Raw genomic sequence first — 19,255 nt, 5'->3', positions numbered from 1 at the left:
CCTTGAGGTACATTCCGCTCCCATGTCCGCCCTCACCCTGACTCCCCGCGCCCTCTATGAAGAAGTGGCCGAGCTGCTGCGCCAGCGCATCTTCAAGCGCGAGCTCGAGCCTGGCAGCTGGATCGACGAACTCAAGCTGGCGGAGGAATACGGCATCAGCCGCACGCCGCTGCGCGAGGCGCTGAAGGTGCTCGCGGCCGAGGGCCTGGTGACGATGAAGGTGCGCCGTGGCGCCTATGTGACCGAGGTGTCCGAGAAGGACCTGGCCGACGTCTATCACCTGTTGAGCCTGCTCGAGAGCGACGCCGCCGCCGTGGTGGCCGAGCGCGCCACGGATGCTCAATTGGGCGAGCTGGAAGCCTTGCACGCCGAGCTGGAAGCCGCGGCCAAGCCCGGACTGGCCAACCGCGATCAGTTCTTTGCCATCAACGAGCGCTTCCACATGCGCCTGCTGGCCCTGGCCGACAACCGCTGGCGCGACCAGATGGTGGCCGACCTGCGCAAGGTGATGAAGCTCAATCGCCATAACTCGTTGCTGAAGTCGGGCCGCATCGAGGAATCGCTGAAAGAGCATCGCGCGCTCATGACGGCGATCAAGGCGCACGATGCCGGCGCCGCCATGCAGCGCATGCGCATGCATTTCCAGAACGGCCTCGAGGCCGCCAACTGATCAGTCGGCCGCGACGGCTTCGGCCGTGTGTGCGCGCCGCATGACTTCGTGCGGCGCCAGTTCCTTGAGCCGGTGGTCGCTCCACACCTGGCGCCAGCGGCGCGCCCCAGGCAGGCCGTTGCGCAGGCCCAGCATGTGGCGGGCGATGTTCCACCAGTGGGTGCCGTGCTCGGCGGCCTCGCGCGCCATGTAGTCGCACATCTGCAGCTCGATGTCTTCGCGCGTGCGCTCAATCGATGCTTCGCCGAAGAACTCGGCGTCCCACCCTGCCAGCCACCAGGGGTTGTGATAGGCCTCGCGCCCGACCATCACGCCGTCGAGCAGGCGCAGTTGCTGATGCACCGACTCGTTGTCGGCAAAGCCGCCATTGATGGAAATGCACAGCTGCGGAAACTCGTGCTTGAGCCGGTGCACCAACTCGTAGCGCAGCGGCGGCACCTCGCGGTTCTGCTTGGGCGACAGGCCCTTCAGCCAGGCATTGCGCGCATGCACGATGAAGGTGTTGCAGCCCGCTTCGCTGACCTGGCCGACAAAGTCGCGCACGAATTCGTAGCGCTCGATCTTGTCGATGCCGATGCGGTGCTTCACCGTCACCGGCAGCGCCGTGGCGTCGACCATGGCCTTGACGCAATCGGCCACCAGTTTCGGCTCGTTCATCAGGCAGGCACCGAAGGCGCCGCGCTGCACCCGCTCGCTGGGGCAGCCGCAGTTCAGGTTGACCTCGTCGTAGCCCCACTCTTCGGCCAGCCGTGCGCAATGCGCCAGGTCGGCCGGCTCGCTGCCACCCAGCTGCAGCGCCAGCGGATGTTCTTCTGTATTGAAGCGCAGGTGCCGCGGCACGTCGCCGTGCAGCAGCGCACCGGTGGTCACCATCTCGGTGTAGAGCAAGGCGCGGCCGCTCAGCAGGCGATGCAGGTAGCGGCAATGCCGGTCGGTCCAGTCCATCATGGGGGCGACGGACATGCGACTGGCGTCGAAGTTCGGGGTGCTTGGGGTCGGGTTTCTGTCGGTCACTTGCGGGCGCAGTCAAGAGCGCTGCGCCGATTTTCGCCGACTTTCTAGAGGCGGCCCAATTGGCTGAGCGAGGTCCGCAGGCCGAAATAGTCCGTCGGCCCATTGCTTTCCGGCGGGTTGCCGGTAGCCGAAAGCCAGGCCGCGATGCTCGGCAGCCTTTTGCCGAAGTGCGACTGCAGCTCGCGCCAGTCGTCGCCCGGCTCATGCGCCAGCATCACCTCCAGCGCCTCCACGCCGAGGGTGCGCAGGCAGCTCACCATGGCCAGCCGACGGCCTTCCAGCAACTGCACGGGAACGTTGCGCCCCTGCCCCAGGATGTCCTCCAGGATGCGTCGATTCACCAGGAAGTCGGGCCAGCTGCGCTTGGCGCAAGCGTCGTTGAGCGCGCGAAAGACCCAGTGCATGTTGACGGCGAAGACGACCGCCACCTGCGCCGCCTGGCGCGTGCCGTGCTGCGCCTGCCCAGCTTGCAGCCGGACCGACCAGAAAATTGCCGCCAGCACGCCTGCAGCCTGCACCCAGGCAGCCCAGGCTGCCGCGTCCATGGGGCGGGCAAACCAGGCCGCCAGCGCCAGCAGCAGCGACAAAGCAAGCCCGGCGATGACCGCCTGATTCTTGAGAAGCATGGTTTCCCCTGGTCTTAACGGCCGCGGCCATCAGCTGCGGGGTCCGTCCTTGCCGAACATCTTTCGAATCACCGCCACGCCAGCGACCAAGGCGTTGGAATAGCTGTCGTGGGGCGTGCAAGCGGCGTCCAGCGCCACATAGGGCAGGACATCCTCCATGGGATGGTCTGTTCCCTCCATCAGCACCCAGTAGAACTCCCCCTCTTCGAGTTCATGAACAGTGAGCGCAATATTTCGCAGTGGCCGCCGCATGAATGAAAAACTATTCAATTTCAGATGAAGGCATCGTAGAAAGGCGACCAGCAGATCACCTAGCGACTATTTCACGAATTAACACAAATGTGTCCATTAGTATCAAAATAGCCCGCACCTGCCCGAAATGGCGTACAGCGTCATCCGAGCGAAATGGCCAATTCCAACCAGAGGCGGAGGCACACATGAAGAGGTTCAATCTGGACAGCCACATGACGGCGCTCATTGGCGGCGCCTTCTATCCGACGGGGCATTCGATGATCATGTTTCCCAGCATCGAGGACGCCAGCCGGGTCGGCCACCAACTGATCGAGGACGAGATCGTCAGCGGAGACGAGATCTACCTGATCCCGCCCGAAGAAATCCTGGCTCAGATCACGCCCACCACCAAGGGGCACGATTACCCGTTTCCTTCGGCGGGTACCGAGGGGAATGCCGTGGCCAACTACACCCGGCTGGCGCGGGAGGGCCACGCGGCACTCCTGGTCAAGACGCGCGACGAGACGGTGGCCGAAAAGGTGATGGCCGTGGTGCGCCAGGTGCCCTACTCGACGGCCGAGCGCTACCGGCGCCTGGTGATCGAGGACCTCTGAGCGAGCCGGCCTACTGCGCCGCCGCGCTGCCGGCGGTGCGGCGCAGCAAGTCGTGCGCCATGGCCTGCGCCAGCTCCTGCTCGCCCAGAAAGACCACGGCCGACAGCTCCTGCGTCAACAGCCGCGCCTGCGCCTCGTCGTGGCCGCGGACCACGACCTGGATCGACGGATTGAGCATGCGTGCCGTGTCGATCATCGGCCGCACGTCGATGAGGTCGGGCGTGGCGATGGCCAGCACGCGGGCGCGAGCGATGTGGGCCTGCACCAGCACCGAGGGCTCCGACGCATCGCCCCAGACGGCGGCCATGCCCTCCTCCCGAAGTTTTTCGACCAGCTCGCGGTTCTGGTCGGCCACCACGAAGGGCACGTCATTCGCGCTCAACATGGCAGCAATGCGCCGCCCCACGCGGCCGTAGCCGACCAGCACCACCTGGCGCGAGAGGTAGCGCGCATCGGTCGTCATCGGCAGCTCGGCCAGCGGGTCCACCCGCGCCTCGAGTTGCCGGGCCAGCGCCGAATGCGCAAGCAGCCAGCGCTGCAGCGGCGCGATCATGGCAAACCACAGCGGGTTGGTGGCAATGGAGATCAGCGCCCCAGCCAGCACCAGGTTGCGCCCCTCCACCGGCAGCAGGCCCAGCGAGACGCCCAGCCCGGCCAGGATGAAGGAGAACTCGCCGATCTGCGCCAGGCTGGCGCAGATGGTGAGCGCCGTCCCCAGGGGATAGCGAAAGAGCAGCACGATGCACAGGGCCGCCAGCGACTTGCCCACCACGATCACCAGCACCACCGCCAGCACCTGCAGCGGCCGCTCGATCAGCACCATCGGATCGAACAGCATGCCCACCGAGACGAAGAAGAGCACCGCGAAGGCGTCGCGCAGCGGCAGCGATTCCTCGGCCGCACGGTGGCTGAACTCCGACTCGCGCATCACCATGCCGGCGAAGAACGCCCCCAGCGCGAAGGACACGCCGAACAGCGCCGCGGAGGCAAAGGCGATGCTGACCGCGGCCGCCACCACGCACAGCGTGAAGAGTTCGCGCGAGCCGGTGCGCGTCACCTGCCACAAGAGCCAGGGAAACAAACGCCGCCCCACCACCAGCATCAAGAGAACGAAGCCGCCGACCTGCAGCAGCGTCAGACCCAGGGTCTGCCAGAGCGCAGGCTGCGTTGCCCCACTGGCCTGGCCGCTGCCGCCAAGCGCCTCGGCCAGCGGCGGCAGCAGGACCAGCACCAGCACCATGGCCAGGTCTTCCACCACCAGCCAGCCCACCGCGATGCGGCCCACGTAGCTATCGAGCAGGCCCAGGCTGTCGAGCGCGCGCAGCAGCACCACCGTGCTGGCCACCGACAGCGCCAGGCCGAACACCAGTGCCACGCCCGGTTGCCAGCCCCAGCCGATGGCCAGGGCGCCGCCCAGCAAAGTGGCCACGGCGATCTGCACCAGCGCGCCGGGCACGGCGATCTTGCGCACCGCCAGCAGGTCGTCCAGCGAGAAATGCAGGCCCACGCCGAACATCAGCAGCATCACGCCGATCTCGGCCAACTGAGCCGCGATGTGCGCATCGGCCACGAAGCCCGGCGTGAAAGGGCCGATGATCACCCCCGCCAACAGGTAGCCGACCAGCGCCGGCAAGCGCAGCCGCACCGCGAGGAAGCCGAGGATCAGCGCCAGGCCCAAGCCTGCCGCGATGGTGTTGATGAGGGAGGCGCCGTGGCTCATGCCTTCTTGTACAGCAAGAAGGCCGCCGGGTTCAGCTCGCCATGGTGCTGGTCTTGGCGTTGATCAGTTCTTCCGGCTCCTGCGCCTCGACCCAGGTCTCGTTGTTCAGGCCCGCCTGCAGCCGCTGCTCATCCAGTGCGCCAGTCCACTTGGCCACCACGAGGGTCGCCACGCCATTTCCCACCAGGTTGGTCAGCGCGCGCGCCTCCGACATGAAGCGGTCGATGCCCAGGATCAGCGCGAGGCCGGCCACCGGCACATCCCCCACGGCCGACAGCGTGGCCGCCAGCACGATGAAGCCGCTGCCGGTAACGCCGGCTGCTCCCTTGGAGGTGAGCAGCAGCACCGCCAGCAGGGTGAGCTCCTGCGTCAGGGTCATCGGCGTGTTGGTGGCTTGCGCGATGAACACCGCCGCCATGGTCAGGTAGATCGACGTGCCGTCCAGGTTGAAGGAATAGCCGGTGGGAATCACCAGGCCCACGCAGGTCTTGTCCGCGCCCAGGTTTTCCATCTTTTCCATCATGCGCGGCAGCACCGACTCGGACGAAGACGTGCCCAGCACGATCAGCAGTTCCTCCTTGATGTACTTGATGAACTTCCAGATCGAGAAGCCGTGCAGCCGCGAAATGAGCCCCAGCACCACGAAGACGAACAGCAGGCAGGTCAGGTAGAAGGTGCCCATCAGCTTGCCCAGCGAGAACAGCGAGCCGATACCGTACTTGCCGATGGTGAAGGCCATGGCACCGAAGGCGCCGATGGGCGCCAGCTTCATGATGTAGCCCACGATCACGAACAGCACGTGCGAGGACTTCTCGATCACGTCGAACACCAGCGTGCCGCGGCCGCCGAAGCGGTGCAGTGCAAAGCCGCTCAGCACGGCAATCAGCAGCACCTGCAGGATCTCGCCCTTGGCGAAGGCGTCGACCACCGTGTTGGGGATGACGTGCATCAGGAAGTCGACGGTGCCTTCCATCTTGCCCGGGCCGGTGTAGGCCGCCAGTGCCTTGGTGTCGAGCGTGCTCGGGTCCACGTTCATGCCCGCGCCCGGCTTGAGCAGGTTGACCAGCACCAGCCCCACCACCAGCGCGATGCTGCTGACGATCTCGAAGTACAGCAGCGCCAGACCGCCGGTCTTGCCCACCTTCTTCATGTCCTCCATGCCCGCGATGCCGACCACCACGGTGCAGAAGATGATGGGCGCGATCATCATCTTGATGAGCTTGATGAAGGCGTCGCCCAGCGGTTTCATCGATTCGCCCAGCGAGGGCATGAAGTGCCCCAGCAGCACGCCGATGACCACCGCGGTGATCACCTGCACGTAGAGTGAACGGTAAAGCGGCAGCTTGTGCGGGGCTGCGGATGCGGGTGCGGGCACGGTCGATGTGCTTTCCATGACTTGTCTCCGAAGGTCGCGAACTGTAGGCCGTCTGCGCGGCCATTTCATCCGTAGTACCCACACCCATGAAAATGAAAAGACCCGCCGAAGCGGGTCTGTATTCAGGGGTCGATGCGCATGCTCAGTGCATGTGCAGCCCGCCGTTCACCGGAAAGTCGGCACCGGTGGAGTAGCCGCCCTCTTCGCTGGCCAGCCAGGCGATGATGGAAGCGATCTCGCTGGGCTCGCCCAGGCGCTTGACCGGAATGGTGCCGACGATCTTGTCCAGCACTTCCTGGCGGATCGCCTTCACCATGTCAGTGCCGATGTAGCCCGGGCTCACGGTGTTGACCGTCACGCCCTTGGTCGCCAACTCTTGCGCCAGCGCCATGGTGAAGCCATGCATGCCGGCCTTGGCGGCCGAGTAGTTGGTCTGGCCGGCCTGTCCCTTGGCGCCATTGACCGAGCTGATGTTGACGATGCGGCCCCAGCCCTTTTCGACCATGTCGCCCACCACCTGCTTGGTGACGTTGAACATGCTGTTGAGGTTGGTCTCGATCACCGCGCTCCAGTCTTCCGGCGTCATCTTCAGGAACATGCGGTCCCGCGTGATGCCGGCGTTGTTCACCAGCACGTCGATGCTGCCGTGCTCGGCCTTGGATTTGGCGAAGGCCTCGACAGTCGACTGCCAGTCCCCCACGTTGCCCACGGATGCATGGAACTCGAAGCCAAGCGCCTTCTGCTCGGCCAGCCACTTGGCGAAGTCGCGGGTGGGCCCGCAACCCGCGATGACGGTGAAACCGTCCTTGTGCAGGCGCTGGCAGATGGCCGTACCGATGCCTCCCATGCCTCCGGTGACGTATGCGACTTTCTTGCTCATGATTGATCCTTTGTGTGTGCGTACCCCTCGTCGGGGTGATTCACTTTAGCCATATTCAATGACCAGTCTGTCTCAGGAAAGTACTGACCCTCATTTGCAACGGGATGTCACGCCGCGCATTGCGGCCCGACACCCCTTGCAAGAAGCGTCGCAGCAAGCGTAGCGTATTCGGCCATGAAACTCATCACCTGGAACACGCAGTGGTGCCGCGGCGTCGACGGCACCGTGAGCCCGCAGCGCATCGTTGAGGCGGCGCGCGCCATGGCCGACTTCGACGTGCTGTGCCTTCAGGAGATTGCCAGCGGCTTCGACGCCATGCCCGGCGCGCCGGGCGACCAGCCGGCGCAGCTGCAGGCCTTGCTGCCGGGCTTCTCGCTGTTCTTCGGCGCGGCGGTCGACGAGTTCGACGCGCAAGGCCGGCGCATGCGTTTCGGCAACCTGATCGCCACCCGGCTGCCGGTGGCGCGGGTGCAGCACCATCCGCTGCCCTGGCCGCCCGACCCGGCGGCCACCAGCATGCCGCGCATATGCACCAGCCTGACGCTGGCCTGCCCCGAACTGGGCACCTTGCGGGTGATGACGACGCACCTGGAGTACTACTCGGCCAGCCAGCGCATGGCCCAGGCCGCCGCGCTGCGCGCGCTGCACATCGAGGCTTGCGCGCAGGCAGCGTCGCCGCCGCTGCCGCTGCCCGACGACGTCGGCACGCCGTTCCAGCCCAAGCCGCACACGGCCCAGGCGATGCTTTGCGGCGACTTCAACATGGCGGCCAGCGACCCGGCCTATGCCGCCCTGCTGCAACCCTTCGAGCTGGCGGGCAGTGCACCGCAACGCCTGCACGACGCCTGGCGGGTGGCGCATGGCGACAGCACGCCGCATCCGCCCACTTTTCGCCTGTACGACCACACCTACGGGCCCGTGCCCATGGCCTGCGACTTCGTGTTCCTGAGCGACGCGCTGGCGCCGCGCCTGCGCCGCATCGAGGTCGACCTGGCGACCCAGGCGTCGGACCACCAGCCCGTGCTGGTCGAGCTGGCCTGATCTGGCTGCAGGCGGTTGCAGCCGGCCGCGGCCCGCTATTCGAGGGTGAAGCCCACCTTCACCGTGACCTGCCAGTGGGCGATCTTGCCGTCCTGCACATGGCCGCGCGTCTCGGTCACCTCGAACCACTGGATGTTGCGCACGGTCTCGCTGGCCTTGGCGATGGCGCGCTGCACCGCATCGTCGCTGCTGGTGGCGGAGGAGCCGGTCAGCTCCAGGAGTTTGTAGACATGGTTGCTCATGCGTGTCTCCTTGGGATGCGGCGAATCAGCGCTCGATGGTCAGCGCCACGCCCATGCCGCCGCCGATGCACAGCGAGGCGATGCCCTTCTTGGCGTTCTGGCGCTGCATCTCGTGCAGCAAGGTCACCAGGATGCGGCAGCCCGAGGCGCCGATCGGATGGCCGATGGCAATGGCGCCGCCATTCACGTTGACCTTGTTGGTGTCCCAGCCCATCTCCTTGTTGACGGCGCAGGCCTGGGCGGCAAAGGCTTCGTTGATCTCGAGCACGTCCAGATCGGCCGCCTTCCAGCCGGCGCGCTGCAGCGCCTTGGTGGAGGCCGGCACCGGGCCCATGCCCATGAAGGCCGGATCCAGACCGGTGGAGGCAAAGCTGGCGATGCGGCCCAGGGGCTTGAGGCCCAGCGAGTCGGCTCGCTTGGCCGTCATGACCACCACGGCCGCGGCGCCGTCGTTCAGGCCCGAGGCATTGCCGGCCGTCACGCCGCCGGCCTTGTCGAAGGCGGGGCGCAGGCCGGCCAGGACGTCTGCCGTGGTCTTGCGGTTGATGAACTCGTCCTGGTCGAACACCACCGGGTCGCCCTTGCGCTGCGGGATGCCGACGCCGACGATCTCGTCCTTGAACTTGCCTGCATCCTGCGCCGCCGCCGCCTTGGTCTGGCTGGCCAGGGCCAGTTCGTCCTGCATGGCGCGGTCGATGCCGTACTTCTTGGCCACGTTCTCGGCCGTGATGCCCATGTGGTACTGGTTGTACACGTCCCACAGGCCGTCGATGATCATCGTGTCCTGCAGCTTCCAGTCGCCCATGCGCTGGCCGTTGCGCGAGTTGGGCAGCACGTGCGGCGCCAGGCTCATGCTTTCCTGGCCGCCGGCCACCACAATGTCGCTGTCGCCGTAAGCCACGGCCTGCGCCGCCAGCATCACCGCCTTGAGGCCGGAGCCGCAAACCGCGTTGATGGTGAGGGCCGGCGTCTCTTTCACGAGGCCGCTCTTGATCAGCGCCTGGCGCGCCGGGTTCTGGCCGGCGCCCGCGGCGAGCACCTGGCCCATGATGACTTCGCCGACCTGGTCATTGGCCAGCTTGGCACGCGCCAGCACTTCCTTGATGACGATGGCGCCCAGCTCCGAAGCCGGGATGCTGGCCAGCGATCCGCCGAACTTGCCGACTGCCGTGCGCGCGGCCGAAACGATGACGATGTCTTCCATGGTGAACTCCTGGTGAACTTGAACGAAGGATGGGGTGGGTGAACTTCAGGCCTTGGCCTTGACGTAACTTCCTGGCGCTGGCTCCAGCGCCTTGTACTTGACGCCACGGCCATAGCTCTTGGGCGCGGCGATCTGTTTGCCGGCATGCGATTGCAGCCAGTGCGACCAATCGGTCCACCAGCTGCCCGGATGCTCGACCGCGCCCGCCAGCCACTCGCCATGCGTCTTCGGCAGCTTGCCGTCGGCGCGAATCCAGTGGCTGCGCTTCTTCTTGACTGGCGGATTGATCACGCCGGCGATGTGGCCCGAGGCCCCCATCACGAAGCGCTTCTTGCCTCCCAGCAACTGGGTGGAGGCGTAGGCGCCGCCGATCGGCACGATGTGGTCTTCACGCGAGCCGTAGATGTAGGCCGGAACCTTGATGGCGGAGAGGTCGACCTGCTCGCCGCACACGGTGAGCGCGCCGGGCTCGGCCAGCTTGTTCTCGAGGTAGGTGTTGCGCAGGTACCAGGCGTAGAAGGGGCCCGGCAGGTTGGTGGCGTCGCAGTTCCAGTACAGCAGGTCGAAGGGCGGCGGCGTCTCGCCCTTGAGGTAGTTGCCCACCACGTAATTCCACACCAGGTCATTGGGCCGCAAGAAGCTGAAGGTGGAGGCCAGGTCGCCGCCCGCCATCAGGCCGCCCTGCCCCATGGTCAGCTCGCGGTACTGCACCATGGCCTCGTCGATGAACACATCGAGGATGCCGGTGTCCCGGAAGTCCAGCAGGGTCGTGAGGAAGGTCACCGAGGCCGCCGGGTCTTCGCCGCGCGCCGCCAGCACCGCCAGCGCGGTGGCCAGGATGGTGCCGCCCACGCAAAAGCCCAGCACGTTGATCTGCTCGCTGCCGGATATCTCCTGCACCGTGTGAATGGCCTTGATGGCGGCGTTCTCGATGTAGTCGTCCCAGGTGGCCTCGCGCAGCGATTCGTCGGGGTTGCGCCAACTCACCACGAACACCCGGTGCCCCTGCTCCACCGCATAGCGGATCAGCGAGTTGTCCGGCTGCAGATCGAGGATGTAGAACTTGTTGATGCAGGGCGGCACCAGCAGGAAGGGCCGCTCGTACACCTTGGCGCCAGCCGGCTTGTATTCGAGCAGCTGGAACAGCTCGTTCTCGAACACCACCGCGCCCTCGGTGCTGGCCACGTTGCGGCCCACTTCGAAGGCGCGCTCGTCGGTCATGCTCAAGTGGCCCTGGCGGATGTCGTTGACCAGGTTCTGCAGGCCGCGGGCAATGCTTTCGCCCTTCGTCTCGATGGCCTTCTGCTGCGCCTCGGCATTGAAGGCCAGGTAATTGCTGGGCGCGCTGGCGGCCATCCATTGCTCGACCGCAAAGCGCAGGCGGGCCCGGGCCTTTTCTTCACCCTGGGCGGCCTCGGCCAGCTCCATCATGGTGCGGGCGTTGAGCAGGTAGACCGCGGCGCTGAAGGAAGCCACCGGGTTGCTGCCCCAGGCCTTGCCAGCAAAGCGGCGGTCACCCAGCGAATGGGCCGCAAAACCCTGCTGCCAGAGCTCGGCCGCCTGCGAAACGTACTGTTGCTGCAGGGCCTGCAGCCGTTCGGGATCGAAGTTGATCTGGGGAATCTGCCAGGAAGCCCCGTGGCCGTCGCCCTTGCCGCCACTGCCCAAGGCCTGGATCGAAGCCAGTGCCTGCGTCCATCCCTGCGCAAACGGCTCGAACGTGGATTCGGTCGTTGCGGCGCCCTGTTGCTTCATCGGTGTCTCCAGTCCCTGTGAGATTCGGATCCGTGCTTTGACTTTGAGTATGCTGCATTCGACGACCCCCCACAACGCGCCGCCGAAAGGCGCAGCGTCTTCATCGACTTATGCATCTTGTGATCATCGCCTGGCTTTATGTGGCCTTGATGATGGCCGTGGCCGAGGCCACCAACTCCACCGGCACCGTGCTGGGCGCCATCTTCACCTTCCTGCTGTACGGCCTGCTGCCGCTGGGCCTGGTGGTCTACATCATGGGCACGGCGGCCCGGCGCCGGGCCCGGCAGGCGCGCGAGCAAGCCGCGCGCGACGCCGCCATGCAGGCGGCCCAGGGAGATTCAGGCCTCGCGCCAGACCAGGGCGGCGAAGCGCCCGCCGACCCGCTCGCGCCGGTAGGAAAAGAACCTTGAGGGATTGGCCACGGTGCACCAGGCCCGGCTGCCGTCGTTGCCATGCACCTGCCGGACGCCCAGCAGGGCCAGGCGGCGCCGTGCCAGGCCAGGAAGATCGGCCAGCCACTTGCCGGGCGCACCCGCCAGCTTGAAGTAGTGGCCGGCCTCGCCGTCCGCGGCCTCGAACTCGGCCTTGACCTCCGCGCCGACTTCGAAGACCTCGGGGCCAATGCAAGGGCCCAGCCAGGCCATCAGTTCGTCATGCCGGCCCTGGTCGTCGTCAAAGCTCTGCACGGCGCGCGCCAGCACGCCGCCCGCCAGCCCGCGCCAGCCGGCATGGGCGGCCGCCACGCGGCGGCCCTGCATGTCGGTGAAAAGCACCGGCAGGCAGTCGGCCACCATCACCGTGCAGGCGATGCCGGCGTGCGCGGTGCAGGCGGCATCGGCCGTGGTGCCGTCGGCGGTGCCGGCGTCCAGCACGGCCAGGCCCGTGCCATGCACTTGCGTGAGGAACACGGGATGCGCGCCGGTTGCATCCGCCAGGCGCTGACGGTTGGCCGCCACGTCGGCCGGCACGTCGCCCACATGCTCGCCCAGGTTCAGGCTCGCATAGGGCCCGCTCGAAACCCCGCCGGCCCGGGTGGTGCACAGCGCGCGCACCCCGGGCGGCGCCGGCCAGTCGGGCACGATCCAGTCGGGGTCGAGCAGCAGCGGCGTGCTCACGCTTCAGCGTCCGGGCAGCGCGAGGGCTGCGTGCTCTGGAAGGCTTCCAGCTGCATGCACGCCTCATACGCCGCCATGGTGCGCGGCAGGCCGCTGAAGTCGCAGTTGAAGCGCTGGCCATTGAAGATCTGCGGCACCAGGCAGCAGTCGGCCAGGGTCGGCGTGTTGCCGTAGCAATAGAACGAGGGCGGCAACTGGGCCAATTGGCGCTCGAAGGCTTCCAGCCCTTCGCGCACCCAGTGGCGGTACCAGGCGTTCTTGGCGTCTTCATCCAGCTTGAGCTCGCGCACCAGGTACTTCAGCACCCGCAGGTTGTTCAGCGGGTGGATCTCGCAGGCGATGGATTCGGCCAGCGCGCGCACCCGGGCGCGGCCCAGGGCGTCGGTTGGCAGCAGCGCCGGCTCGGGGTGCGTCTCGTCCAGGTACTCGATGATGGCCATCGACTGCGACAGGCGCGAACCGTCGTCCAGCTCCAGCAGCGGCACCAGCGTGTCGGCCGACTTCTCGGCATAGGGCGGCTTCTTGTGGTCGCCGCGCGCGATGTGCACGGCTTCGTAGTCATAGGGCAAGCCCTTGAGGGCCAGCGCGATGCGCACGCGGTACGAGGCGGAAGAACGAAAATAGTTGTACAGCTTCATGGTGCGCAAAGCATAGCGGCGGGGCGCCGACCGCTACAAGCATGGGGCCTGCGCGTCTGGCACACTGGCGCGTTCGATTGATTCCAGAGCGATTTACGAAGGATGTAGCGAGATGGCTTCCGAGTTTGTTTTTGCCCCTGCCCCCCTGGTGACCATCCCCGTCGTGGGCGAGCCGGCACGTTTTCCGGTGCACCGCATCTATTGCGTGGGCCGCAACTATGAAGAGCACGCCAAGGAGATGGGCTTCACCGGCCGCGAGCCGCCCTTCTTCTTCCTGAAGCCGGCCGACGCCGCCGTGGTGGTCGACGATGGCCAGACCGGCACCGTGGCCTACCCTTCGCTCACCAAGAACCTGCACCACGAGATCGAGCTGGTGGTGGCCATCGGCAAGGCCGGCAAGAACATCTTGGCCGCGGATGCGCAGCAGTACATCTACGGTTACGCCGTCGGCCTGGACATGACCCGGCGCGACCTGCAGAACGACATGAAGAAGCAGGGCCGCCCCTGGTGCATCGGCAAGGCTTTCGAGCAGTCGGCGCCCATCGGCCCGATCGTGCCGGCGGCCCGCGCGGGCGACGTGGCCAATGCCGAGATCTCGCTGCAGGTCAACGGCACCGACCGCCAGCGCAGCACCGTGAGCAAGCTGATCTGGAACATCGGCGAGACCATCGAGCACCTGTCCGCCGCCTGGGAGCTGCAGCCCGGCGACCTGATCTTCACCGGCACGCCCGAAGGCGTGGCCGCGGTGGTGGCCGGCGACACGTTGGTTGGCGAAGTGGCGGGCCTGCCCAAGCTCAGCATCAAGATCGCGTGATCAGAGTTCCGATCAAGCACTGCAGGAACTGCGGCACGGCCGTGGTGTACCGCATTCCGGACGACGGCGACACGCGCGAGCGCGCCGTCTGCCCGGCCTGCGACACCATCCACTACGAGAACCCGACCAACGTGGTCGGCACCATCCCGGTGATGGGCGAGCGGGTGCTGCTGTGCAAGCGCAACATCGAGCCGCGCTGGGGCAAGTGGACCCTGCCCGCCGGCTTCATGGAGCTCAACGAAAGCGTATCCGAAGGCGCGGCACGCGAGACGGTTGAAGAGTCTGGCGCCAACTTCGAGATCGGCGAGCTCTTTGCCGTGATGAGCGTGGTGCGGGTGGGCCAGGTGCACCTGTTCTACCGCGCCCAGCTCATCAACGAAGACTTTGCGCCCGGCCACGAAACCATCGAGGCGCGCATGTTCACCGAGGAAGAGATTCCCTGGGACGAGATCGCCTTTCGCACCGTGCGCGAGGCGCTGCGCCTTTACTTCGAAGACCGCAAGAAGGGCCGCTTCGGCCACATCCACACGGTGGACATCGTCTAGCAGCAGTAGAAGAACCAATGCGGGGCCGGTTCCGGCCTACACGCATCGTCACGATTTGCTGGGAACATCGCTCATCGACTGCATTCCAATCTGCGCCATGCAATCAACCGCACGCCCCTCTTCCTTGATGTTGCTTAGCAGCAGCAGCAGCCTCCATCGCGCTTTCGCCGGCATCGCCCTGTGCGCCGCCGTAGTGCTTGCCGCCTGTACCACGACCCCGATCACCACGGCACCCGGCCCGTCGGCCACGCCACCGCCTGTGCAAAGCCGCTTCGTCCGCCCGGCCGGCGGCACGCTGCTCGCCAAGTTCGACGGCAAGAACAACAAGGGCATCGACATCGCCGGCAAGCAGGGCGACCCGGTGATGGCTGCGGCCGCAGGCAGGGTGGTGTATGTGGGCGACGAGCTGCGCAACTACGGCAACCTGATCATCGTGGACCACGGCAACAACTACCTCACCGCCTACGCGCACAACCAGGTCGTGCTGGTGCAGGAGAAGCAGAGCGTGTCGCAGGGCCAGAAGATCGCGGAGATGGGCAAGAACCCGGCCGGTACGCCGATGCTGCATTTCGAGATCCGCAAGCAGGGTGTTGCGGTGGATCCGGAGCCGTACCTGCAGGGCAAGTTGAAGTAGGTCACCTGCTTTTTGCAGTGGAGCCTCAGACGCGGCCTTCGGCCGCTATGGGATGATGCAACGAAAGCTAGCGCAGCCCTCGGATGCGGACAAGCTTCTCGATCAGAACCGCCGGTTCTATGACTCACTGTGGTCCGGGGCTGAGCTCGTCAAGCCTCACCGCTTCAACACCTGGCCACTTGTGCGATCCCTGCTGCCTGAAGGCGGGCGACGGTTGGAGGTTGGGCCCGGCCTGCGGCCGCGCTTGCCGATCGAGAGCACGCATTTCGTGGACATCAGTGCCCCAGCGCTTGCGGTGCTTCGCGAACGCGGTGGACGGGTTGCACTTGGCGAGGTGACGTCCCTGCCGTTCACCGACGGCACATTCGATCTCGTTTGCGCCCTGGACATCATCGAGCATGTCGACGATGGGGCCGCCGCACTGGCAGAGTTGGTGCGAGTGACGAAGTCAGGTGCGGTTCTCTTGATCTCGACGCCACTGCACCCCTCTCATTGGACGGCGTTCGACGATTTCGTAGGCCACAAGCGACGCTACGACCCGCCATGCCTTCTTGAACTACTGGCGCGGAACAAGCTGGTGGTGGAGCGGAGCGCGGTGTTCGGAATGAAGCCGCGCTCGCCGCGCCTGGTCGACATCGGCGTGTGGTGGCTCTCGAATCATCGCGATCTGGCGATGAACACCTACAACCGGACCCTCATGCCACTCGCGTTGCGATTCCAGAAGGAGTTGCAACTCGCTCCTGGGATGATCGCCACGGACGAGGTGGATGAGATCCTGCTTGTGTGCCGGAGAAGTTGCACCGGCTAGCACCTGTCGGTGGAACGCTTCGTAAATGCACGAGATGTTCTTGCACGAGATGTTCTCGATCAGAATATCAGCTTCCCTCTGTAGGAGGGGGCGGCTAGGCCATTCCCCCTGCTCTTTTCCCCTCGCGGCGATCCGCGCAGTTTCCGTACACCGTCTAGGCGTGTCTTGCTCCCGAAGTCACGGGCAGCGCGCACGGAGGCAGGCGAGTAGCGGCGCGGCAGGAGGTGTACGGCTAGGCGATCCGGACGGCGACCACACTGCCCTACAGAGGCCGCAGCCGCGCCCAATCGCTGCCGCGTCTCCTTCGGCTCCCTGCTGTCCGCGAGCGCGGCGACTTCGCGACCGCAGGATTGTCCAACGGCACAATGCCTTGGGCAACACCGAAAGAACCCAATGGATGAAACGAACGCGCGGACAGAACTTGAGACGGTCTATGTGCTTACCAATCCGGCGATGCCAGGCATCGTCAAGATTGGGATGACGCGGGCTTCGGATGTTGCCCAACGCATCTCCGAACTGGGTAGGAGCACGGCTGTCCCCCTCCCCTTTGACTGCGTCTTTGCCTGCAATGTTCCGGACGCAAGAAAGGTGGAGCAGGCGCTGCACGTTGCGTTTGCGCCAGACCGCATCAATCCTTCGCGCGAGTTTTTCAGAACCAAGGCAGGTCAAGTCGTGGCCGTTCTTGCGCTGCTTCACCAAGGCCAGGTAGTGACGGCGCAGGTGGAGGCCCAGGCCGAGGCCAAGACGGACCCTGAAGCACTTGAATCCGCAGTCAGAGACAAGAGGAAGATGCGTCCAAGGATCGACTACTTGGAGATTGGCCTAAAGGTGGGCGACGTCATTACGTTCAGGGACGGAGTCACGACTGCAACAATTGCCGGGCCTCATACGGTGAACTACTTAGGTGAGGAATCCTCGTTGCAGCGCGTCTCGCTCAAGCTCATGCCTGAGATCGTTGGCCGGGGTGTGGCGTCGAAGTTTTACTGGTCCTTCAATGGCCGCCTCCTGGCGGACCTATACGAAGAATTTCACGGCGACGAGGAGTGAGAAAGATGACTCCAGAACAACAGGATGCGTGGTGGCAGCGGCGAACCGGCAAGGATGCCGAAACGGTTGAGCGCGGGGGCACGTTCTACTTGCCCGACAACACGGATGGTCCCTACACCGGGCCACCACCGAGCCGCCGCCAGTACTCGTCACCTGTTTGGAAGGTGCTGTTCGCCCTTGCGATGCTGCTGCTTTTCATCGTCGTGCGCGCGGTGGCAGAGCGCAGCTAGACATGGCAACGTACCCGTTTGCGCCGCGCACGAATCCCGATGGAACACCACGGCCAGAAACCGATGAGGAATATCGCGAGCGCGTCATTGCTTGTCTTGAGCATCTCGATCCGATGGATCGCAACGAGCGCGCAGAGCGCCACGTTTGGCTGGGGAAGCATCACGTTCAGGTCGGCGCCTACTGGGAACGCTCGGAGACGACCGGGGTGATGCAGGAAGCCCGCAGCAGCTACGTCCAAGGCAATTTCATCGCGACGTTGGTTCTGGCGCTTGCCTACGTCGAGCACGTCATCAACGACGCCCTCCCGCCGCTGCCACCCGACAAATGGGCTCCGAAGATGGCCACGGCGATCAAGCAAGCGCGTGATGCCGGTCTGTTTACCGAGGACCTGCTGGACGGGGCCGCTGTGCTGAATGACTTCCGCAACCCATTCATGCACCGTCGTGATGAGAACGACCCGGACACAATTGGTCAACGCGTTCGGAGCCGCAAGTCTCATCCGAGGACGATTCTGGAACACGACGCGCGCGACGCACTGCAGGTCATGTACGGATTTTTCCGCCACTCGTTCGACCCGCCGCTGGCACCATGATCGGCGACCCGCCGCCCACACCCGCAAAGCGAGTGCGGACGGATTTCCTTGGCCGTCCAAAATTCAAGAATGCCGCATATTGGAGCGCTACATGGCAACTGGCCCGAATCTTCCTGCTCGACCCACAGCCGTGCCTGCCCAAACGACGGGCGGCGCCGCTCCGGCTGTGCCGCCCGTCCCCGCAGTGCCGCCGTTGACCAACCCGCTCGGCTTCATCCAATCAAGCCTCGCCGGCGTAACTGTCGACGACCTGCTCAAGAACAAGCCGGCACTCACGATGTTGCTGCACGACCATAACCGGCTCAACAATGAGAACGGCTCCTTAAATAATGCGCTCAATACCGCAAACACATACGTGAGGGGTTACGAAGACACAAAAAACAGGGCGAAGACCGGAGCGATTTTTCAGGCGGCTGCAGCCATACCTATTGGTTTTTCAATCAATATTCTGACCGGCGGCAACGATGCTTTAGTAACGACTGGGTGGGCGGTTTTTGCGATTGGCGTCCTCTTCCAATGCATCGGCTTGTACTATGCGTTTTGGGGAGATAACTGATGTCCGTCAGGTACATATTCAATACCAGCGGGAATTACGTTGCATTCGTTCAGGACAATCACCTCTTCGATCCCAACTCTAAATGGCTCGGGTTTATTGAAGACGGCGATGACGTGTACAGCGCGAAGGACGGCTCGCATATGGGCACGCTGTCGACCGACGATAGGCTTCTTGTGAATACCCAGGTTCGGGGGCACACCCGCCTTCGCCCGCTGCGACCGTTGACCCCTCTTCGACCGATACGGCCAATGCGGCGGCTCCGAATGTCAGGGCTGCCGCGAAGGTTTCGAGACTACTTTGAAACCGAAACACCAAAACCCGCGGCATCAAAACTACTCGAATCAATAGCGGGTTTGCTGAACTCCGGTCAAATTCAGCCAGAGACCGCCGCTGACCTCTTGGCGAAAATTGGCACTCGCAGCTTTTCCGAAACACTGAGCACGGACAACCTACTTGGAAGCCAATTGAAGACTCCAAGCGGTATTTTTCTCGGGAATGTGAACCGCAACATATATGATGCCGACTCACTCGTCAATTCATATGGCACGTACGGCAGTCGATTTTCCGCTGAATCTATTTTCAACAAGTATTCACAGTACGGTAGTCCCTACGGCACTGAGTCGCCTTACAACAGATTCTCCACAACTCCGCCCATGTTTGTGAAAGACGGCGAGTCGTTGGGTTACCTAACAGTCAATCAATACCTGACACCCCGACTCGATCCTGATGAGTTCATAACTTGGCTCGGAAACGGCTAAAGCCTAAATCGGGCAAGTCAACTCAGGCGGGCCGCAGGGCCTTGCGTCAAGCCCATGTTCGCGCGGGACTTTCGGAGGGGAGTTCAGCGCGGCACATAGCAAAGCCCATTGCCGCCTGTGGCCAGGTTCGAGGGATTAACGTCTG

24 protein-coding genes are annotated in these 19,255 nt (G+C 64.7%); 13 read left to right on the top strand and 11 right to left on the bottom strand.

What is annotated here, in order from left to right; genetic code table 11:
• Nucleotides 1-22: 22 nt before the first annotated feature.
• Complete coding sequence (locus ACIPRI_RS23780; RefSeq protein ID WP_446623967.1) at nucleotides 23-670, top strand: GntR family transcriptional regulator; 648 nt, start codon at nucleotides 23-25, stop codon at nucleotides 668-670.
• Here the strand turns inward: ACIPRI_RS23780 and dusA are convergent, their stop codons facing one another.
• Genes dusA through ACIPRI_RS23765 form a run of 3 tightly spaced genes read right to left on the bottom strand, consistent with a single transcriptional unit; the run spans nucleotide 671 to nucleotide 2,580 of the window.
• Nucleotides 671-1,684, bottom strand: a complete 1,014-nt coding sequence (gene dusA, locus ACIPRI_RS23775) for a tRNA dihydrouridine(20/20a) synthase DusA (protein ID WP_446623966.1) — start codon at nucleotides 1,682-1,684, stop codon at nucleotides 671-673.
• A gap of 44 nt (nucleotides 1,685-1,728) precedes the next feature.
• Nucleotides 1,729-2,310, bottom strand: a complete 582-nt coding sequence (locus ACIPRI_RS23770; protein WP_446623965.1) for a hypothetical protein — start codon at nucleotides 2,308-2,310, stop codon at nucleotides 1,729-1,731.
• A 30-nt stretch (nucleotides 2,311-2,340) separates the two neighbouring features.
• Nucleotides 2,341-2,580, bottom strand: a complete 240-nt coding sequence (locus ACIPRI_RS23765; RefSeq protein ID WP_446623964.1) for a hypothetical protein — start codon at nucleotides 2,578-2,580, stop codon at nucleotides 2,341-2,343.
• A 167-nt stretch (nucleotides 2,581-2,747) separates the two neighbouring features.
• Here ACIPRI_RS23765 and ACIPRI_RS23760 point away from each other — a divergent pair, with 167 nt between their 5' ends.
• Nucleotides 2,748-3,155, top strand: coding sequence for a hypothetical protein (locus ACIPRI_RS23760; protein ID WP_446623963.1), 408 nt, complete (start codon nucleotides 2,748-2,750; stop codon nucleotides 3,153-3,155).
• A 10-nt stretch (nucleotides 3,156-3,165) separates the two neighbouring features.
• Here ACIPRI_RS23760 and ybaL read toward each other — a convergent pair whose 3' ends face one another.
• The 3 genes from ybaL to phbB form a co-directional block, all read right to left on the bottom strand.
• Nucleotides 3,166-4,875 (bottom strand): YbaL family putative K(+) efflux transporter, encoded by a 1,710-nt coding sequence (gene ybaL / locus ACIPRI_RS23755; protein WP_446623962.1) that lies wholly within the window; start codon nucleotides 4,873-4,875, stop codon nucleotides 3,166-3,168.
• 31 nt (nucleotides 4,876-4,906) lie between these two features.
• The gene (locus ACIPRI_RS23750; protein ID WP_446623961.1) at nucleotides 4,907-6,268 is read right to left on the bottom strand and encodes a dicarboxylate/amino acid:cation symporter; all 1,362 of its coding nucleotides are present in this window, start codon (nucleotides 6,266-6,268) and stop codon (nucleotides 4,907-4,909) included.
• Nucleotides 6,269-6,392: 124 nt separating this feature from the next.
• Complete coding sequence (gene phbB / locus ACIPRI_RS23745) at nucleotides 6,393-7,130, bottom strand: acetoacetyl-CoA reductase (RefSeq protein WP_446623960.1); 738 nt, start codon at nucleotides 7,128-7,130, stop codon at nucleotides 6,393-6,395.
• A 174-nt stretch (nucleotides 7,131-7,304) separates the two neighbouring features.
• Here phbB and ACIPRI_RS23740 point away from each other — a divergent pair, with 174 nt between their 5' ends.
• Nucleotides 7,305-8,171, top strand: coding sequence for an endonuclease/exonuclease/phosphatase family protein (locus ACIPRI_RS23740; protein WP_446623959.1), 867 nt, complete (start codon nucleotides 7,305-7,307; stop codon nucleotides 8,169-8,171).
• Nucleotides 8,172-8,206: 35 nt separating this feature from the next.
• Here the strand turns inward: ACIPRI_RS23740 and ACIPRI_RS23735 are convergent, their stop codons facing one another.
• From ACIPRI_RS23735 to phaC, 3 genes are read right to left on the bottom strand one after another with little or no spacing between them, the layout of a single operon-like run.
• On the bottom strand, nucleotides 8,207-8,413 hold the full coding sequence (locus ACIPRI_RS23735; RefSeq protein WP_446623958.1) for a dodecin: 207 nt from the start codon (nucleotides 8,411-8,413) through the stop codon (nucleotides 8,207-8,209).
• A 25-nt stretch (nucleotides 8,414-8,438) separates the two neighbouring features.
• Complete coding sequence (locus tag ACIPRI_RS23730) at nucleotides 8,439-9,617, bottom strand: acetyl-CoA C-acetyltransferase (RefSeq protein WP_446623957.1); 1,179 nt, start codon at nucleotides 9,615-9,617, stop codon at nucleotides 8,439-8,441.
• Nucleotides 9,618-9,662: 45 nt separating this feature from the next.
• Nucleotides 9,663-11,372: a class I poly(R)-hydroxyalkanoic acid synthase gene (phaC, locus tag ACIPRI_RS23725; protein WP_446623956.1), complete on the bottom strand. Its 1,710-nt coding sequence runs from the start codon at nucleotides 11,370-11,372 to the stop codon at nucleotides 9,663-9,665.
• A gap of 110 nt (nucleotides 11,373-11,482) precedes the next feature.
• On the opposite strand from phaC, the gene ACIPRI_RS23720 reads away from it, so the two are divergent.
• A complete protein-coding gene (locus tag ACIPRI_RS23720; RefSeq protein ID WP_446623955.1) occupies nucleotides 11,483-11,782 on the top strand; it encodes a hypothetical protein in 300 nt (99 codons plus the stop codon).
• Here the strand turns inward: ACIPRI_RS23720 and pgeF are convergent.
• Together pgeF and maiA are read right to left on the bottom strand one after the other, a co-directional pair.
• Entirely contained in the window at nucleotides 11,711-12,487 is a 777-nt protein-coding gene (pgeF, locus tag ACIPRI_RS23715) for a peptidoglycan editing factor PgeF (RefSeq protein WP_446623954.1), read from the bottom strand. The two genes, ACIPRI_RS23720 and pgeF, sit on opposite strands and share 72 nt — an antisense overlap.
• Nucleotides 12,484-13,125, bottom strand: coding sequence for a maleylacetoacetate isomerase (gene maiA / locus ACIPRI_RS23710; protein WP_446623953.1), 642 nt, complete (start codon nucleotides 13,123-13,125; stop codon nucleotides 12,484-12,486). The genes pgeF and maiA overlap by 4 nt, the downstream gene beginning before the upstream one ends.
• A gap of 112 nt (nucleotides 13,126-13,237) precedes the next feature.
• Here maiA and ACIPRI_RS23705 point away from each other — a divergent pair, with 112 nt between their 5' ends.
• From ACIPRI_RS23705 to ACIPRI_RS23665, 9 genes are all read left to right on the top strand, one after another.
• Nucleotides 13,238-13,939 carry a fumarylacetoacetate hydrolase family protein gene (locus ACIPRI_RS23705; RefSeq protein WP_446623952.1) on the top strand — a complete coding sequence of 234 codons (702 nt, stop codon included), beginning with the start codon at nucleotides 13,238-13,240 and terminating at the stop codon, nucleotides 13,937-13,939.
• Complete coding sequence (locus ACIPRI_RS23700; RefSeq protein ID WP_446623951.1) at nucleotides 13,936-14,484, top strand: NUDIX hydrolase; 549 nt, start codon at nucleotides 13,936-13,938, stop codon at nucleotides 14,482-14,484. The genes ACIPRI_RS23705 and ACIPRI_RS23700 overlap by 4 nt, the downstream gene beginning before the upstream one ends.
• 97 nt (nucleotides 14,485-14,581) lie before the next feature.
• Nucleotides 14,582-15,118: a murein hydrolase activator EnvC family protein gene (locus ACIPRI_RS23695; protein ID WP_446623950.1), complete on the top strand. Its 537-nt coding sequence runs from the start codon at nucleotides 14,582-14,584 to the stop codon at nucleotides 15,116-15,118.
• Nucleotides 15,119-15,170: 52 nt separating this feature from the next.
• Nucleotides 15,171-15,926 carry a class I SAM-dependent methyltransferase gene (locus ACIPRI_RS23690; protein WP_446623949.1) on the top strand — a complete coding sequence of 252 codons (756 nt, stop codon included), beginning with the start codon at nucleotides 15,171-15,173 and terminating at the stop codon, nucleotides 15,924-15,926.
• 393 nt (nucleotides 15,927-16,319) lie between these two features.
• Nucleotides 16,320-16,973, top strand: a complete 654-nt coding sequence (locus ACIPRI_RS23685) for a GIY-YIG nuclease family protein (RefSeq protein ID WP_446623948.1) — start codon at nucleotides 16,320-16,322, stop codon at nucleotides 16,971-16,973.
• Nucleotides 16,974-16,978: 5 nt separating this feature from the next.
• Nucleotides 16,979-17,203: a hypothetical protein gene (locus ACIPRI_RS23680; protein ID WP_446623947.1), complete on the top strand. Its 225-nt coding sequence runs from the start codon at nucleotides 16,979-16,981 to the stop codon at nucleotides 17,201-17,203.
• A gap of 2 nt (nucleotides 17,204-17,205) precedes the next feature.
• Complete coding sequence (locus tag ACIPRI_RS23675) at nucleotides 17,206-17,796, top strand: hypothetical protein (protein ID WP_446623946.1); 591 nt, start codon at nucleotides 17,206-17,208, stop codon at nucleotides 17,794-17,796.
• 91 nt (nucleotides 17,797-17,887) lie between these two features.
• Nucleotides 17,888-18,352: a hypothetical protein gene (locus ACIPRI_RS23670; protein ID WP_446623945.1), complete on the top strand. Its 465-nt coding sequence runs from the start codon at nucleotides 17,888-17,890 to the stop codon at nucleotides 18,350-18,352.
• Nucleotides 18,352-19,110: a 4-fold beta flower protein gene (locus ACIPRI_RS23665; RefSeq protein WP_446623944.1), complete on the top strand. Its 759-nt coding sequence runs from the start codon at nucleotides 18,352-18,354 to the stop codon at nucleotides 19,108-19,110. Before ACIPRI_RS23670 ends, ACIPRI_RS23665 begins: the two co-directional genes overlap by 1 nt.
• Nucleotides 19,111-19,255: the final 145 nt, after the last annotated feature.

The organism is Variovorax sp. LARHSF232 (assembly GCF_052871435.1).
This window is presented reverse-complemented; position numbering and strand designations above follow the sequence as displayed.

Bases quoted from the DNA above. Each gene is read 5' to 3' on its own strand.
- ACIPRI_RS23770 (WP_446623965.1), bottom strand. From the start codon at position 2,310: ATGCTTCTCAAGAATCAGGCGGTCATCGCCGGGCTTGCTTTGTCGCTG.
- phaC (WP_446623956.1), bottom strand. From the start codon at position 11,372: ATGAAGCAACAGGGCGCCGCAACGACCGAATCCACGTTCGAGCCGTTT.
- ACIPRI_RS23735 (WP_446623958.1), bottom strand. From the start codon at position 8,413: ATGAGCAACCATGTCTACAAACTCCTGGAGCTGACCGGCTCCTCCGCC.
- ACIPRI_RS23670 (WP_446623945.1), top strand. From the start codon at position 17,888: ATGGCAACTGGCCCGAATCTTCCTGCTCGACCCACAGCCGTGCCTGCC.
- ACIPRI_RS23740 (WP_446623959.1), top strand. From the start codon at position 7,305: ATGAAACTCATCACCTGGAACACGCAGTGGTGCCGCGGCGTCGACGGC.
- maiA (WP_446623953.1), bottom strand. From the start codon at position 13,125: ATGAAGCTGTACAACTATTTTCGTTCTTCCGCCTCGTACCGCGTGCGC.
- ACIPRI_RS23705 (WP_446623952.1), top strand. From the start codon at position 13,238: ATGGCTTCCGAGTTTGTTTTTGCCCCTGCCCCCCTGGTGACCATCCCC.
- ACIPRI_RS23780 (WP_446623967.1), top strand. From the start codon at position 23: ATGTCCGCCCTCACCCTGACTCCCCGCGCCCTCTATGAAGAAGTGGCC.
- ACIPRI_RS23760 (WP_446623963.1), top strand. From the start codon at position 2,748: ATGAAGAGGTTCAATCTGGACAGCCACATGACGGCGCTCATTGGCGGC.
- ACIPRI_RS23750 (WP_446623961.1), bottom strand. From the start codon at position 6,268: ATGGAAAGCACATCGACCGTGCCCGCACCCGCATCCGCAGCCCCGCAC.
- ACIPRI_RS23730 (WP_446623957.1), bottom strand. From the start codon at position 9,617: ATGGAAGACATCGTCATCGTTTCGGCCGCGCGCACGGCAGTCGGCAAG.
- ACIPRI_RS23680 (WP_446623947.1), top strand. From the start codon at position 16,979: ATGACTCCAGAACAACAGGATGCGTGGTGGCAGCGGCGAACCGGCAAG.
- ACIPRI_RS23720 (WP_446623955.1), top strand. From the start codon at position 11,483: ATGCATCTTGTGATCATCGCCTGGCTTTATGTGGCCTTGATGATGGCC.
- ACIPRI_RS23665 (WP_446623944.1), top strand. From the start codon at position 18,352: ATGTCCGTCAGGTACATATTCAATACCAGCGGGAATTACGTTGCATTC.
- ACIPRI_RS23675 (WP_446623946.1), top strand. From the start codon at position 17,206: ATGGCAACGTACCCGTTTGCGCCGCGCACGAATCCCGATGGAACACCA.
- ybaL (WP_446623962.1), bottom strand. From the start codon at position 4,875: ATGAGCCACGGCGCCTCCCTCATCAACACCATCGCGGCAGGCTTGGGC.
- ACIPRI_RS23695 (WP_446623950.1), top strand. From the start codon at position 14,582: ATGCAATCAACCGCACGCCCCTCTTCCTTGATGTTGCTTAGCAGCAGC.
- ACIPRI_RS23690 (WP_446623949.1), top strand. From the start codon at position 15,171: ATGATGCAACGAAAGCTAGCGCAGCCCTCGGATGCGGACAAGCTTCTC.
- phbB (WP_446623960.1), bottom strand. From the start codon at position 7,130: ATGAGCAAGAAAGTCGCATACGTCACCGGAGGCATGGGAGGCATCGGT.
- ACIPRI_RS23685 (WP_446623948.1), top strand. From the start codon at position 16,320: ATGGATGAAACGAACGCGCGGACAGAACTTGAGACGGTCTATGTGCTT.